General features: G+C 41.0%; 16 protein-coding genes and 1 riboswitch. Of the genes, 12 read left to right on the plus strand and 4 right to left on the minus strand.

Annotated features, from left to right (window positions below):
- Positions 1–47: 47 nt before the first annotated feature.
- A complete protein-coding gene (gene galE / locus QL995_RS02810; RefSeq protein WP_024600327.1) occupies positions 48–1,064 on the minus strand; it encodes a UDP-glucose 4-epimerase GalE in 1,017 nt (338 codons plus the stop codon).
- 281 nt (positions 1,065–1,345) lie between these two features.
- Between galE and QL995_RS02815 the strand changes: the two genes are divergently transcribed.
- On the plus strand, positions 1,346–1,837 hold the full coding sequence (locus QL995_RS02815; RefSeq protein WP_290292553.1) for a DUF3016 domain-containing protein: 492 nt from the start codon (positions 1,346–1,348) through the stop codon (positions 1,835–1,837).
- Between the two features lie 53 nt (positions 1,838–1,890).
- On the opposite strand, the gene QL995_RS02820 is transcribed toward QL995_RS02815, so the two are convergent.
- A complete protein-coding gene (locus tag QL995_RS02820) occupies positions 1,891–2,181 on the minus strand; it encodes a prephenate dehydrogenase (protein ID WP_290292556.1) in 291 nt (96 codons plus the stop codon).
- Positions 2,182–2,263: 82 nt separating this feature from the next.
- Between QL995_RS02820 and QL995_RS02825 the strand changes: the two genes are divergently transcribed.
- Positions 2,264–2,473: a hypothetical protein gene (locus QL995_RS02825; protein ID WP_024600329.1), complete on the plus strand. Its 210-nt coding sequence runs from the start codon at positions 2,264–2,266 to the stop codon at positions 2,471–2,473.
- 8 nt (positions 2,474–2,481) lie between these two features.
- Here QL995_RS02825 and epmB read toward each other — a convergent pair whose 3' ends face one another.
- Entirely contained in the window at positions 2,482–3,495 is a 1,014-nt protein-coding gene (gene epmB, locus QL995_RS02830) for an EF-P beta-lysylation protein EpmB (RefSeq protein WP_290293415.1), read from the minus strand.
- Between the two features lie 41 nt (positions 3,496–3,536).
- Here epmB and efp point away from each other — a divergent pair, with 41 nt between their 5' ends.
- Both efp and epmA read left to right on the plus strand, forming a co-directional pair.
- Entirely contained in the window at positions 3,537–4,103 is a 567-nt protein-coding gene (gene efp, locus QL995_RS02835) for an elongation factor P (RefSeq protein ID WP_010555265.1), read from the plus strand.
- Between the two features lie 56 nt (positions 4,104–4,159).
- Entirely contained in the window at positions 4,160–5,134 is a 975-nt protein-coding gene (gene epmA / locus QL995_RS02840; protein ID WP_290292562.1) for an elongation factor P--(R)-beta-lysine ligase, read from the plus strand.
- A gap of 501 nt (positions 5,135–5,635) precedes the next feature.
- On the opposite strand, the gene QL995_RS02845 is transcribed toward epmA, so the two are convergent.
- Positions 5,636–7,753 carry a TonB-dependent receptor gene (locus tag QL995_RS02845; RefSeq protein ID WP_290292565.1) on the minus strand — a complete coding sequence of 706 codons (2,118 nt, stop codon included), beginning with the start codon at positions 7,751–7,753 and terminating at the stop codon, positions 5,636–5,638.
- A gap of 84 nt (positions 7,754–7,837) precedes the next feature.
- On the opposite strand from QL995_RS02845, the gene QL995_RS02850 reads away from it, so the two are divergent.
- The 8 genes from QL995_RS02850 (at position 7,838) to QL995_RS02885 (ending at position 15,538) form a co-directional block, all read left to right on the plus strand.
- Positions 7,838–8,236 (plus strand): acyl-CoA thioesterase, encoded by a 399-nt coding sequence (locus tag QL995_RS02850; RefSeq protein WP_290292567.1) that lies wholly within the window; start codon positions 7,838–7,840, stop codon positions 8,234–8,236.
- Positions 8,237–8,362: 126 nt separating this feature from the next.
- Positions 8,363–8,761 carry an META domain-containing protein gene (locus tag QL995_RS02855; RefSeq protein WP_010555269.1) on the plus strand — a complete coding sequence of 133 codons (399 nt, stop codon included), beginning with the start codon at positions 8,363–8,365 and terminating at the stop codon, positions 8,759–8,761.
- 107 nt (positions 8,762–8,868) lie between these two features.
- Positions 8,869–8,983, plus strand: a riboswitch (TPP riboswitch).
- A 143-nt stretch (positions 8,984–9,126) separates the two neighbouring features.
- Positions 9,127–11,079: a phosphomethylpyrimidine synthase ThiC gene (thiC, locus tag QL995_RS02860; RefSeq protein WP_290292570.1), complete on the plus strand. Its 1,953-nt coding sequence runs from the start codon at positions 9,127–9,129 to the stop codon at positions 11,077–11,079.
- A gap of 118 nt (positions 11,080–11,197) precedes the next feature.
- Positions 11,198–12,208: an FAD-dependent oxidoreductase gene (locus tag QL995_RS02865; protein WP_197187837.1), complete on the plus strand. Its 1,011-nt coding sequence runs from the start codon at positions 11,198–11,200 to the stop codon at positions 12,206–12,208.
- Between the two features lie 7 nt (positions 12,209–12,215).
- Positions 12,216–12,410, plus strand: a complete 195-nt coding sequence (thiS, locus tag QL995_RS02870) for a sulfur carrier protein ThiS (RefSeq protein WP_002960781.1) — start codon at positions 12,216–12,218, stop codon at positions 12,408–12,410.
- Between the two features lie 5 nt (positions 12,411–12,415).
- Positions 12,416–13,207, plus strand: a complete 792-nt coding sequence (locus QL995_RS02875) for a thiazole synthase (RefSeq protein ID WP_197112149.1) — start codon at positions 12,416–12,418, stop codon at positions 13,205–13,207.
- A gap of 10 nt (positions 13,208–13,217) precedes the next feature.
- Positions 13,218–14,753, plus strand: coding sequence for a thiamine phosphate synthase (gene thiE / locus QL995_RS02880; protein WP_282114519.1), 1,536 nt, complete (start codon positions 13,218–13,220; stop codon positions 14,751–14,753).
- A 35-nt stretch (positions 14,754–14,788) separates the two neighbouring features.
- The gene (locus QL995_RS02885) at positions 14,789–15,538 is read left to right on the plus strand and encodes a HesA/MoeB/ThiF family protein (protein ID WP_290292590.1); all 750 of its coding nucleotides are present in this window, start codon (positions 14,789–14,791) and stop codon (positions 15,536–15,538) included.
- Positions 15,539–15,845 lie beyond the last annotated feature (307 nt).

Below are 15,845 nucleotides of genomic sequence, written 5' to 3' on the forward strand. Positions count from 1 at the left end.
CGCGGCTCGATACCGCGCACTTATTTTAAGGGCGAAGCTTGTTTTAATTAACCTTTATAACCATTTGGGTTATTTGACTGCCAACGCCACGTATCTTGCATCATTTCATCTATACCGCGTACTGCTTCCCAGCCAAGTTCATTAAGTGCTTTTTCTGGTGCGGCATAACACGCTGCAATATCACCAGGGCGGCGAGGTGAAACCTGATATGGCACAGCCTGATCGCTTGCTTTAATAAATGCATTAACCATTTGTAGTACAGAGTAACCATTACCAGTACCTAGGTTATAAACTAATGCACCCGTACTGCTGGCAATTTTATTAAGCGCTTTTAAATGCCCAATAGCTAAATCTACAACGTGAATGTAGTCGCGCACGCCTGTGCCATCAACTGTGTCGTAGTCATCACCAAATACAGCGAGTTGCTTTAATTTACCTACAGCTACTTGTGCGATAAACGGTAAAAGGTTATTTGGGATACCATTAGGATCTTCACCAATTAAGCCCGACTCATGTGCACCCACTGGGTTAAAGTAACGCAAAATAGCAAACGCAAAGCGCTCATCTGATTTAGCGATATCTTGCAGCATCATTTCAACCATTAATTTAGATGTGCCGTAAGGGTTAGTAGTACCACCTACAGGGAAGTCTTCTTTAATTGGTAAGCTTGCAGGGTCGCCGTATACCGTGGCTGACGAGCTAAACACTAACTTAAATACGCCTGCGTCGCGCATTGCATCAACAAGCGTAAGCGTACCTTGTACATTGTTTTGATAGTACTCAACAGGCTTTGCAACCGACTCGCCCACTGATTTTAAACCTGCAAAATGTATAACACTATCAACTGTGTGTTTTGCAAATACAGAGTCTAAAAAGGGTTTATCGAGAATATCGCCTTGGTAAAAAGTGGCTTCTTTGCCTGTAATATTCTTTACGCGCGCAAGTGATTCTTGTGATGAGTTACTTAAATTATCAATAACAACAACATCGTTACCTTGCTGTAAAAGTTCTAAAACAGTGTGCGAGCCAATATAGCCTGCGCCACCGGTTACTAAAATAGTCATGAAAGCTCCGTGGGTACCTTTTATCAATTAAGCTAATTTCACCATAAATTGAGATGGTTTACATGCTTTATCTGTGACTTTTATTATTTACAGTAAATCATGATATTTATATGAATTAATATTAATAATTTTGATTACATTTTGCTCGCTATAAGTAACACTTTATACGTAAGATTAAGTTATAGTTAATAAACAAGTGCTAAACTGGGTTTAGTAATAGCTAATGCTAGGTTTATTCCAATCTACACCTTTGTGATTGGTCTACCTCTTTGGAGAAAGATATGAATTTAGTTAAAAAAATAGCAGCAACAATGTTTATCGCATTGCCTGCACTTGCCCATGCGGGCGAGTCTGTTGTTAAATGGCATGACTTTAATGATTATCGTGATGTGCGAGCGTCAAATCAAACTAAGAGCTCATATCACAAAAGTGTGGCAGCAAGTTTCGAAAAGCATATGGCTAAACTAGCCGAACAATTGCCAAAAGATTATAAATTAAACGTAGAGTTTACTGATTTAGATTTAGCGGGTGATGTGCGTTATGGCGGTATGGATGAAATTCGTGTAGTGAAACCCATTTATTTTCCACGCATTAAGCTAGATTATTCGTTAACCGATAACGACGGTACGGTGCTAAGTAAAGATACTGATGTGGAGCTTAAAGATATGGGCTTTATGGATAAAATTAAAATGGGCCGCGACGAATCATTCTATTACGAAAAACGTTTACTAACAGAGTGGTTTGGTGAACAAATACTACCAAGTTTAGATTAACTTAAAATAGTAATGCCGCTAAATAGCGGCATTTTTTTAAGCTGATTTTTTTATTACTTAAAAGTAGCTAACAGCGTGAGTATTTGCTGTAACTTAATAACGGTTGTTTTAAGCTTTTCTTCATCAAAACCATCGTTAGATAAGCTTTCTACGTCAGCGGCTACATCAAGAACATAAGGCTTAAAACGTTTAGCTTCAAAGTTAAAACCGGCATCTTGTGCAAATAAGGCTTTAAATTTGCCATGGCCTTGTTGTTGTAATTCGTCTAATTTTTTATCGGCATCAAGTGCCTGACGATAAACAATTTTTAAGTTAGTGTTGAGTTGTTCAATAATAGAATCCATGGTTTTCCTAAAGCTTTGTGCTGCATGGCCGACATAATACGTGGATTACATTTAAAAGTCAGGTTGATTAAGGCTTATAATTATGAATATATCAGGTGGAAATTTACCAGCTATGTCTGGTTCAGGCCAAGGCAGTGAGCTTTACACTGCTGCTTTGTCTAAAAAACAGCAATTAGCTGATGGCGCTGCGGCGCTTGCACTTATTGAAGGTGCAGCGCAATCGTCAAGTGCGCAAACGCCGGCTAAATCGGCGACTGCATCACTGGGTAACAACGTGAATATATATGTTTAAATGCTGTTTTAAATTAGCTTAAGGTCGATAGGTGTTTTACTTTTTTGACCACCGATTTCTCTTACTAATTTAGGCACTAAAAATCCAGGCAGAGCTTTTAATAGCTCTGCCATTATTTCAATTGCTTGCGCTTCATTAATATCAAAGTGGCTGGCCCCTTCAACTTTATCTAGCAAATACAAATAATACGGTAATACGTCTGCGTCAAATAACGCTTCGCTTAAATTTATTTGTGCATCGAGCGTATCATTCACATCTTTTAAAATTACAGCTTGGTTTAGAAGCGTTACGTTTGCTTGTTTAAGCTTTTGCATAGCGGCTTTAAAATCAGCGTCTATTTCGTTTGCGTGGTTTATGTGATTAATAAAAATAATTTTTAATGGCGATTTTGCTAATCGTTCACATAACTCATCGGTCACTCGCGCAGGTATAACTACTGGTAAACGGCTATGAATTCGCATTCGTTTAATTTGTGGTAATTGCTCAAGTTCATCTAAAAACCAGCTTATTGCATCGTCTTTTGCCATGAGTGGATCGCCACCACTTAAAATCACTTCGTTTATATTGCTATCTGATTTTATATAGCTCAGTGTTTCTAGAAGGCTTTTTTTATTAAGCTGGTTTTCTTGATACGGAAAATGCCTTCTAAAGCAATAACGACAATTTACAGCACAACCTGTTTTAAACATCACTAAAACACGTGATTTATACTTATGTAAAAGGCCTGGTTGGTCGTTATCTTGCTCAATTAGGGGATCTTTATTAAAACCCGATTTAGTCAAAAACTCTTGGTGGCGTGGCATAACTTGTAGCAAAAGAGGATCGTTTGGATCGCCTTTGCGTATTTTTTTTATAAAAGGGATAGGCACGCGTACCGGAAATAAACTACGGGCTTTTAGGTCGTTTTCATGGACTTGGCTCGATAAACCGACCATTTCAAGCAAGGTTTTTGGGCAGGTAACTACATTTGCTAATTCTTTTTGCCAGTTTTTATGCAAATTTGCTTCATTTCTTTGTATCATTGGCATGTAGATTACTCGAAAAAATATAAATAGAGGAAACGATGGCGAATTATAGCACCAACGAGTTCAAGGGCGGCCTAAAAATTATGATGGACGGCGAGCCTTGCAGTATCTTAGAAAATGAAATGGTAAAACCTGGTAAAGGCCAGGCGTTTAACCGTGTTCGTATCCGTAAACTTATCTCTGGTAAGGTGCTTGAAAAAACCTTTAAATCGGGTGAATCAGTTGAAGGTGCTGATGTAATGGATACTGATTTAGCGTATCTATACACAGACGGCGAATTTTGGCATTTCATGAACAACGAAACATTTGAGCAAATTGCTGCTGACGAAAAAGCACTAGGCGATTCAGTAAAATGGTTAGTTGAAAATGATTTATGCACAATTACATTATGGAACGGCAGCCCTATTGCTGTTACACCACCTAACTTTGTTGAGCTTGAGATCACTGAAACTGATCCTGGCCTTAAAGGCGATACAGCGGGTACTGGTGGTAAACCAGCAACGCTTAGCACAGGCGCTGTGGTACGAGTTCCATTATTCGTACAAATTGGCGAAGTAATTAAAGTAGACACTCGTAACGGTGAATACGTAAGCCGTGTTAAGTAAGCTTTAACATTGTTTATAAAATCCCAGCTTACGCTGGGATTTTTTTTGGAGAAAATATGTCAGCAGATCTTTGGGCCCCAAGCGCAAGCATTGAAACACTAAAACAACGCGCAGCGATATTACGTAGCATCCGTGAATTTTTTTATGCACGTGATGTTTTAGAAGTAGAAACGCCAAGCTTAAGTGCTGCCAGTGTAACCGATGTGCACTTAGCTAGTTTTAATACCAAATTTGTAGGTCCAGGGCATGCTGGTGGGCTTCCTCTGTTTTTACAAACATCTCCAGAGTTTGCCATGAAACGCTTGTTAGCAGCAGGCTCAGGCGCTATTTTTCAGCTTTGTAAAGCATTTAGAAATGAAGAAGCGGGTAGCCATCATAATCCTGAATTTACTATGCTGGAATGGTATCGCCCAGGCTTTGATGAATTTACACTTATGGATGAAATGGATGAGTTAATGCAACTTGTTTTAGGTGTCGCGCCTGCAACTAGACTTACTTATCAGCAAGCGTTTGAACAAGCACTCGGCCTCGATCCTTTAACAGCAAGCATAGAGCAATTAAAGCAACTAGCGTTTAAGCAGGGGTTTGCTGATATAGCCCAAAATGAAACGCATAAAGATACCTTACTGCAATTATTATTTTGTATGAAAGTGGAGCCAACAATAGGACAAGAAAAACCGTGTTTTGTTTATCATTTTCCAGCTTCTCAAGCGGCACTTGCACAAATTTGTGAACATGATGCACGCGTAGCAGGGCGCTTTGAGCTTTATTACAAAAATATGGAATTGGCTAACGGCTTTAACGAACTCACAAATGCCAGTGAGCAAGCTAAACGTTTTAATGAAGATAACACATACCGCGCTAACAACGGTTTAAAGCAAGTACCAATGGATACACGTTTAATTAAAGCGCTAGAACATGGATTACCACAATGCGCAGGGGTGGCTCTGGGGATTGATAGGTTGGTAATGCTCGCAACAAATAAAGAAAAAATTAAAGACGTAATCGCGTTTGATGTGCAAAGAGCGTAATGCTTAGCCTGTAGGCGTAGGTGTAATATTTGTAGGTGCGAATTTATTTCGCGCTCGTGTAATTTAACTTTATAAAAAAGCGAGGTATAAAACCTCACCTACAATAAACATCAACCCCAACAACCTACGCCAAACCTGTAGGTGCGAATTTATTTCGCGCTCGTGTAATTTAACTTTATAAAAAAGCGAGGTATAAAACCTCACCTACAATAAACATCAACCCCAACAACATACGCTAAACCTGTAGGTGCGAATTTATTTCGCGCTCGTGTAATTTAACTTTATAAATAAGCGAGGTATAAAACCTCACCTACAATAAACATCAACCCCAACAACATACGCTAAATCTGTATGTGCGAATTTATTTCGCGCTCATGTAATTTAACTTTATAAAAAGCGAGGTATAAAACCTCACCTACAAATAAAAACACCGCGTTTAATTTAAACGCGGTGTTTTTATTTGCTTGCTGTAGCTTTCATTTGAAAGCCAACGGCTGTGCTTTACAGATTAAGTGTAAACGTAACACCTGCAACACGAGGCTCACCTAATTGTGTGTAGGTATGCGTTGCGTAACCATCTTGTGGATCGTTACCAAACTCAAAACCACGTGTAGGGACTGTCTCGTCAAACACGTTACGAGCCCATGCGCGAACTGCCCACATGTCTGCTTCGTAGCCAAAGCTTAAATTAACTAAGTTGCTGCTTGGTGCTTGTGAGTTATGACTATCTGAGAAGTAGTAGTCGTCCTTACCTTCAACACCAATCATACCGTAAAGCTCACTTGTAAAGTTATAGCGAGCAGTAAACGCATACTGGTATTTAGGTGACTGTGCTTGCTCACGACCGTCTTGGTTTAAGCCAGACTGCGTTACAAAGTCATCTATTTCAGTGTTTAAGTAACCAGCACTACCCGTTAAAAATAGATTATCAGTTAGTTGGTAACTACCCTCAACTTCTAATCCGTAGTTGCTACCAGAACTTGCGTTATCAACATAACCGGTAAATTGCTGACCTTCTACTTGCCATGCTTTTAACTGAATATCGTCGCGGTGCATGTAAAATGCAGCTAAGCGAAGCGTAAATTTGTCATCAAGTGATGAACCTTTAACACCAAATTCGCCGCTCCATAAATATTCAGGGTCGAAACTGGTGTGTTGCTGGAAAAAATCAGCGCTTAGGTTTAAGCCTTCATCTTTGGCTTTAGCAAGCGCTTCTGAGTTAATACCGCCAGCTTTGTAGCCACGCGTAATACTGGTGTAGATCATAGTGCGATCAATTACTTGATATTCTAGCGCAATTTTACCGCCAACCATTACGTCGTCGGTGTCTTGTACAAAGCCATTGCTATCGGTGTAGTCGCCTTGGTATTGCTCTACACGTAAACCTGTAATTAATGTTGTTTTAGGGCCAATTGGAGTCGCTACTTGACCATATACTGCAACGTTACTCGTTTCGTAAGTTGAAGAAAACGGGCTTGCTAACCATGTGTATTGGCGCTCTAAATCAACGTCACGGTTTTGGTAATAAATACCCGCAACCCAGTTACCCGTTTTAGAATTAAACTGTAAATCTACAGACTGATCGTCGCGATCGCGGCTGTAAAGATCGGTTGAGCTGTATCCATCTGGATGTAAGCCAGCAGCACATAACTTTGGCTCACTTGTATCGTTACATACCCAGTCTTCGTCAAAGCTGTAAAGTAATTCGGTATCGATAGCCGATAGGTTTAGATTTACATCAAAAGCGTCAAAACCCGTGTAAGTATTCTTGACACCTATAGCGTAGCTTTCTTGATTATCTTGGCCTGGTTCATCGGCAACACTATTGCGGCTGTTATCAAGCGTAAACGCATCATAGCCATTGTTTATATCAATATAGTGAAGGTTTAGCTCAGTATTTAAATGCTCTGTAAGCTGGCTGTTTATTTTAAAACGCGCTACTTGTTCGTCTTGATTTTGTGTTTCGTCATTTAAGTACAAGTTATCTACGTAACCGTCTGACTTTCTACGAAAGTAGCTAACGCGTGCGCTAGTGTCATCTGTTAAGCCTGTGCTTGCTGCAATACCTGCTTCGCGGGTGTTGTACGTGCCAGCACCTACTTGTAATTTTAAACTTGGATCGCTCGTGGCTTTAGCTGAACCCATTTGGATCATACCGGCCATACCGTCTGCGCCAAAGCGTGTTCCTTGTGGGCCACGATAAATTTCTACTTGGTCTATATCAAATAATAATGAGCTGCCACCAAGACCAGAATAGTTAATACCATCAATAACTAAGCCTACAGATGGATTAATAGGATCTACAAATTGTGAACGAAGTCCCACGCCACGAATTTGGATGTAACGACCACGCGATGCACCAGATGCAAAATTTACATTGGCGGTACTGCCTAACATTTCGTCTAAGTAACTTGCACCACGTTGATTAATTTCATCTTCGCTGAATAAGCTCGCACTCGCGCTTAAAGTTTGAATGCTTTCGCGCTGAAAATCGCCGGTTACAACAATTCTTTCTAGGTCGCTATCATCAGCGTTAGCTGCAATTGGTGCACCAAGCAGCGGTAAAAGTGCGGCAGTAATTAAAGACAAACGTAAGTTCATTGGGTTACTTAACTCCATTTTAGGGACTCGTATGGTAGCAATTATTTAAACACATGTGCTATAAACGCGGCAATTATACGTTAAATAATCAGGATTACTAATATGACCTTTAAAGTTGACTTCAAAGTACGTGATTACGAATGTGACTTACAAGGTATCGTAAATAACAGTGTTTATTTTAATTATTTAGAGCATGCTCGCCATGAATTTTTGTACGCACACGGTATTGATTTTGCTCAATTAGCGAAAGATAAAATTAATCTAGTCGTGATGCGCAGCGAAATGGACTATAAACATTCACTATTACCAGGTGATGAATTTTATGTGGCTGTGGAGCCGCAGCGTATTAGTCGTTTAAAATTTGCGTTTAAGCAAACGGTCATACGCAAAAGCGATGAAAAAGTAATACTCAATGCACTGGTTATAGGAACGTCTGTTAATGAAAAAGGTAGACCGTTTTTACCAGAGCAAATAGATAACGTGTTCAAAACTACAACTTAGTACTTAATCGCATAACTTTTGAACTATCATAGAACAAAAATTTACATTTAAAACATGCATTTTTAACGGATAAAGGGCATAAATATTGTTACAATTACATTAATTAGACAATTAGTTAGTAGTAACATGAAATTAGCAGCAATACCGATGCTTATAGTCGGTTTATGTGTTGGTTGCGCATCAACAGGGACGGTTACCAGTGAGCAGCTTAAATACACCCAATGGCAATTATCACGTGTTGATGGTTTAGCAATTCCACCTTCGTTTAATGCATCAATGAGCTTTATTGAAGCACTGCAAGTAAACGGTTTTGCTGGCTGTAACAAATTTTTTGGTGAAGGCTCGCTTGAAGAAAGTAACCTTACCGTAAGTAAATTAGGAATGACGCGCAAGTCGTGCGGCGAAGACCTTGATGAGTTTGAGCAGCAGTTATTACAAGCCTTAAAGCAAGGTGCAGAGCTTAAAATGCAAGACCAGCAATTAGTCATGCAAGGCGAGCAAACATTTGTGTTTATCCCTAAATAATTTTAAGTTTTTGAAAAACAGCCCCTTGCGGGCAGTTTTTAACTGACGTACACTCAGCGCAGATTTGATGGATAACACCTTCAAATTAACGAACAGAATTTATATATCAATACTTGTCGGAGTGCCAAAGCTAAGTAATTAGTTTTTGGCTGAGATCGCGAAAGCGGGATCCGTGAACCTGATCAGGTTAATACCTGCGTAGGGAACAAGCTGCCTAAAATGGGACGCTTGTGCGTCTTTTTTTATGCGCACAATAAAGTGATTTTGTTTATTTTAGGCTGCAAAGTAGCATGTACGCTACTTTACGATCTTTCTCTATTCCTCGGAATATCTGACAAGACAACCCTTAAGCAATGAGGCAAGTCATGTCAAATACTACAAATAAAGCGTCACGCCGAGAAACTCGTGCTGCCGCGTCTGAATATATTTATAACTTAACGGGTCAACCGTTTCCAAATTCTCATAAAGTATACGTTGAAGGCACTCAACCTGGTGTGCGCGTTGGTATGCGTGAAATCACATTAAGTGATACGTTTATTGGTGGCACAGATGAAAACCCTGTTTATGAGTCAAATGATCCGCTACGTGTTTACGATACGTCGGGCCCGTATACCGATCCTAATTTTGAACTTGATGTACGCAAAGGCTTACCAAAATTTCGTGAACAATGGATTGAAAGCCGTGATGACACTGAGGTTTTAGAGTCAGTGACGTCGCAGTTCTCGCAGCAGCGCATGGCAGATGAAGGGCTGGATCATATTCGCTTTGATCACCTTCCAAAAATTCGCCGTGGTGTCGCTGGTAAAAACGTAACGCAAATGCACTACGCACGCCAAGGGATTATTACTCCTGAAATGGAATACGTAGCCGTTCGCGAAAATATGGGACGTGCAGAAATTCGTAAAGAATTATTAGCAGCGCAGCATAAAGGCGAGTCGTTTGGCGCGAGTATTCCTGAATTTATTACCCCAGAATTTGTACGAGACGAAATCGCCCGTGGTCGCGCTATTTTACCAAATAATATAAACCATCCAGAAACAGAACCTATGATTGTAGGGCGTAACTTTTTAGTTAAAGTTAACGCCAACATTGGTAACTCATCGGTCAGCTCATCGATTGAAGAAGAAGTAGAAAAAATGGTGTGGTCTACCCGCTGGGGTGCAGACACCGTGATGGACTTATCAACGGGTCGTTACATTCACGAAACGCGCGAATGGGTTGTACGTAACTCGCCTGTACCTATTGGCACAGTACCGATTTATCAAGCTCTTGAAAAAGTAAATGGTGTGGCTGAGGATTTAACGTGGGAAATTTTCCGCGATACGCTTATTGAACAAGCCGAGCAGGGTGTTGATTACTTTACTATTCATGCGGGTGTACTGCTTCGTTATGTACCAATGACCGCTAAACGTGTAACCGGTATTGTGTCGCGCGGTGGCTCAATTATGGCTAAGTGGTGTTTAGCGCATCATAAAGAAAACTTTTTATACACGCACTTTGAAGATATTTGCGAAATTTTAAAACAATACGATGTGTGTTTTTCACTCGGTGATGGACTTCGACCTGGTTCGATTGCTGATGCCAACGATGAAGCACAGTTTAGTGAGCTGCGCACATTAGGTGAACTGACTAAAATTGCGTGGAAGCACGACGTGCAGGTATTTATTGAAGGTCCAGGACATGTGCCAATGCACATGATTAAAGCCAATATGGACGAGCAATTAAAACATTGTGACGAAGCGCCATTTTATACATTAGGTCCGCTAACGACCGATATTGCACCAGGGTACGACCATATTACTTCTGGTATTGGTGCCGCTCAAATAGCATGGTACGGCTGTGCAATGCTTTGCTATGTAACACCTAAAGAGCATTTAGGTCTGCCAAATAAAGAAGATGTTAAAGAAGGCTTAATTACCTACAAAATAGCTGCACATGCCGCCGATTTAGCAAAAGGGCATCCTGGCGCGCAAGAGCGCGATAACGCCTTATCAAAAGCACGCTTTGAGTTTAGATGGCATGACCAATTTAATATTGGTTTAGATCCAGACCGAGCTCGCGAGTATCACGACGAAACCCTGCCGCAAGAATCAGGCAAAGTGGCTCACTTTTGCTCTATGTGTGGTCCTAAATTTTGCTCTATGAAAATTAGCCAAGAAGTACGCGATTACGCTAAAGATTTAGAAACACGTGGTATTGATCCTAATAACGCTGGCGACGCTATTGAAATAAAAATGGTTGATGTAGAAGCCGAAATGAAAGCTAAGTCAGCTGAGTTTAAGCAAACAGGCTCAGAGATTTACCATAAAGCGGTATAAAGTAATTATCGCTAGAAGTTAGATGCAGACGTAGGTGAGGTTTTATACCTCGCTTCTTTAAAAGTTGAAGAAGTGCGAAGTAAATTCGCACCTACTAATAACTGCTTTGGAGGTTTTCGTGTCTTATAACATTGCGGTGGTTGGGTTTGGTTTAGCGGGCAGGTTAGCTGCGCTTACGCTGAGTAAACAGCACCATGTCACTGTTTTTGAAGCAGATGACGAGCATACTCAAAATAGCGCAGGTAAAGTGGCAGCAGCAATGCTTGCCCCGCTTGCTGAGTCGGTGTTATGTGAGGCTGATTTAGCTTTAATGGGTCTTGATTCAATGAAGCGCTGGCCCAGCATTATTGCCGAGCTTGAAAGTGACGTTTTTTTTCAGCAGCAAGGCACTTTGGTCATTGCGCACCAGCAGGACAAAGGCGATTTACAAAGCTTTGCACAGCGTATAAAACCGCTAGCTGATCACACTGCCGAGCATATAAATGCTCAACAAATTACAATGCTTGAACCTGAACTGGCAGGGCGCTTTAATCAAGGCTTATTTTTACCCTGCGAGGGGCAAATTGATAACCAAGCATTTTATAAAGCCAGCTTTGCACAGCTCAACAAACGCAAAGTAAAATTTGTATTTAATCAGCGCGTAACCATTAGCGACAACAAAATAAACAATCGACCATTCGATTATATTATTGATTGCCGTGGGCTTGGTGCTAAAAATACTCAAGATGATAAACCGCTTAGAGGTGTGCGCGGCGAAGTAGCAAGGTTATACGCACCAGAGGTAAGTTTAATCAGGCCCGTGCGTTTAATGCACCCGCGTTATCCAATTTATATAGCGCCTAAACCTAATCATGAATATGTAATTGGTGCAACTGAAATAGAGTCACAAGACAATGGTGCCGCAACAGTGCGCTCAACTCTTGAGTTACTTTCAGCGGCTTATACCGTACACAGCGGGTTTGCCGAAGCACGACTACTTAGTATTCAAACCGGATTACGCCCTGCATTTAGCGATAACCGCCCAGAAGTATCACAAGTTGGTAATGTAATTAGCATTAACGGTTTGTATCGACATGGTTATATGTTGGCGCCGGCATTAGTGGCGCAAGCAGTTTCACGAATAGAGTGAGAGTAGAATGAATATTACAATTAATGGCGAGCTACTTAATGTTAATAGCAAAGCACTCGTTGAGGTACTTCAAAGTTTTGGTGCAGTCGCGCCTTTTGCTGTGGCTGTTAATGGCGAATTTATTCCACAAAGTCGGCACAGTAACTATGTACTTAATGAAGGCGACAGTGTTGAGTTGCTGTCACCCATTCAAGGCGGATAAAGCTCATGCAAACTAAAGACTGTTTAACTATTTATGGAGAGCAAATAAAGAGTCGTTTATTAATAGGCTCTGCACTTTATCCGTCGCCCGACATTATGACCCAATCGATAGTCGCCTCTGGCGCTGAAATTGTAACTGTGTCGCTTAGGCGCCAACAAAGTGCAGCAGCGGGTGATGACTTTTGGCAGTTAATAAAAAATACAGGTTTAAAAATACTCCCTAATACCGCAGGGTGCCACAGCGTTAAAGAAGCTATAACGCTTGCAAAAATGTGCCGAGAGGTATTTTCTACCGATTGGATAAAGTTAGAACTGATTGGCGATGATTACAATTTACAGCCAGACCCTTTTGCGCTACTTGAAGCCACAAAAATATTAATTAATGATGGCTTTAAAGTATTGCCTTATTGCACCGATGACTTAGTACTTTGCCAGCGCTTAAATGAACTTGGGTGTGAGGTACTTATGCCATGGGGGGCACCAATAGGCACCGGTAAGGGATTGTTAAATAGCTATAATTTAAAAACTATTCGAGAGCGCTTACCCGATACCACATTAATAGTAGATGCCGGTTTAGGTTTGCCATCGCATGCCTGCCAAGCACTCGAAATGGGGTATGATGCGGTATTATTAAATTCAGCCATTGCAGGGGCGGGTTGCCCAATTACTATGAGCCGCGCATTTAAAGCCGCAGTTGAAGCGGGGCGCTTTGCATACAAAGCAAAAGCGATGCCGGAAAAAGACGTTGCAGCCCCATCAACCCCAACAATGGGTATGCCATTTTGGCATCAGCAGTGAAGGAAAGAATATGAATAACGTAGTATGGACAATTGCCGGTTCTGATTCTGGCGGCGGTGCCGGTATTCAAGCTGATATAAAAGCAATGCAAAGTTTTGGTGTACATGGCTGCACAGCAATTACGGCGCTTACTGCACAAAATAGTTTAGGCGTAGAGGCTATTAATGCAGTGTCTACCGATATTATTGAATCGCAGTTACTAGCGCTTGAAAAAGACATGAAAGCCAAAGTGATAAAAATTGGCATGTTAGCCAATGTGCAGCAAATTCAGTTGATCAGCGAACATATAAGTCATTATAAAGCTAAATGGCCGGTGCCTCCCGTTATTGTATATGACCCTGTCGCTATTGCCTCAAGCGGTGACTTACTAACAGAAGAAGACACGGTAAGCGCAATAAAAGAATGTTTACTGCCGCTGGTGGATGTAATAACCCCAAACACCCACGAAACACAGTTATTAACCGGTGTGTATTTAATTGGCCCGGCGGCAATAAAAGAAGCGGCTAATAAGCTATTAAGCTGGGGTGCAAAAGCCGTTGTTATTAAAGGCGGACATTGGGATTACCCAAGTGGCTACTGCATTGATTATTGTATTGATAGTAATACGCAAAGTGGTGAAGAATATTGGTTAGGCAATCAAAAAATACAAACACCGCATAACCACGGCACCGGGTGTAGCATGGCTTCGGTAATTGCTGCGTGTTTAGCTAAAGACTACCCATTAAAAGACGCCTTTATTTTAGCTAAAGCGTATATAAACCAAGGATTAAAGCAGTCGGTACGCTACGGTGAGGGGATTGGACCGGTTGCTCATACATCGTTCCCTACTAATTTAGCTGACTACCCACAAGTTATTGAGCCAGGTAGCTGGCTGGGTGATGAACTAGATTTTGATGTGCCGCTTGATTTTAATATGGCGGCAGATTTTGCGCCTTGTGAAAGTAAATCGCTGGGCTTATATGCGGTTGTTGATAGCACCGATTGGTTAGAAAAATGCTTACAACAAGGCATTAAAACAGCGCAGTTACGCGTTAAAAATAAAACGCAAGACGAGCTTGATGCGCTCATTAAGCACGCTGTTGAGCTGGGCAAGCAATACAACGCACAGATATTTATAAACGATTACTGGCAGCTAGCTATTAAGCATGGTGCGTATGGTGTGCATTTAGGGCAAGAGGATTTAGAAATTGCTAATTTAGCGGCAATTAAAGACGCTGGGTTAAGGCTTGGGCTTTCTACTCATGGTTTTTATGAAATGCTGCGTGCGCATAATTATCGCCCTAGTTATATGGCATTTGGTGCTATTTACCCAACCACAACAAAAGACATGACAGGGCAAATACAAGGTCTTGAAAAGCTGATCAAATTTGTACCGCTTATGCAAAGCTATCCAACGGTAGCAATAGGCGGTATTGATTTAAGCCGTGCAAAGCAGGTAGCGAAAACTGGCGTGGGTAGTGTTGCCGTAGTGCGTGCGATTACCGAGGCTGATAATTACGTAGAGGCTATAAGTGCTCTGCAAGTGGCCATAAGAAGTGCACATTAATATTAACAAGGGCAATACTAACAAGGCCGGTAAACGTGAATGAGCTAAGCGAAAAAGAAACCCTTCGTTATAGCCGCCATTTGTTGCTTGAAGAAGTTGGGCTTGAAGGGCAGTTAGCACTTAAATCCTCAACGGTTGCAGTAGTGGGGGCTGGTGGTTTAGGTAGCCCAGCACTTTTGTATTTAGCTGCGGCGGGCATTGGAACGCTTATTTTAATTGACGATGATGAGGTTGAGCTTTCAAATTTACAGCGCCAAGTGCTTTATAAAATAAATCACTTAGGGCAAAACAAGGTCGCTGCAGCAGGTAAAGTATTAGCGAGCCTGAATAATCAAATAGACATAGTAACGCATTGCCAAAAGTTAGATGAGAGTAATGCAGTTAACATTTTAAAAGGTGCTGACATCGTACTTGATTGCTCTGATAACTTTAGCACTCGCTATTGCGTTAATCGTTATTGTATTAGCAACAAAACACCGTTAATTTCGGGTGCTGCATTGGCAACTAAAGGGCAGTTAATGGGCTTTGATTTTAGGCAAAGTGATAGCCCGTGCTATGGCTGTGTTTTTCCACAAAGTGAAGCTACACCAATTATAAATTGCAGTAACGCAGGAGTAATTAGCCCGCTACTTGGTGTAATAGGCTCTATGCAGGCGCAACTTACGCTCAACTTATTATTAGGTCATTTAAGTGGCAGTGTATTTATAACGTTTGATGCGCTCACTTTAAAGCAGCAGCACTTTAAAGTGATTAAAGATTTAGAGTGTAAAGAGTGTGGAAAATAGGTTTTGAAGGGGGCTGTGCCTTTTATTACATGTGGCGTTAAAAAACTAAAAGCTGCGCTTTTCGCGTGAGCAAGCTTCACGCCTACAACATATCAAACTTCTGCACCAAGCTTGTTGATGCACAGCTTGCTGGCGTGACGAGAAAAGCTCGTAATTTCTATGCCAGATGTCTTCTCATTTACATCTCTTTTGCTTCTCTTAGTGCAATAAGATTTTAAGTGATTTATTCACAAAGAGGTTTAGAGGGCGCTTCGCTTTAGAGAAGCCAATTAATAGTTATCAGTTATAAATATTAAAAGCGGCGCTT

It is taken from the genome of Pseudoalteromonas sp. APC 3358 (assembly GCF_030408075.1).
Lineage (GTDB): Bacteria > Pseudomonadota > Gammaproteobacteria > Enterobacterales > Alteromonadaceae > Pseudoalteromonas > Pseudoalteromonas arctica.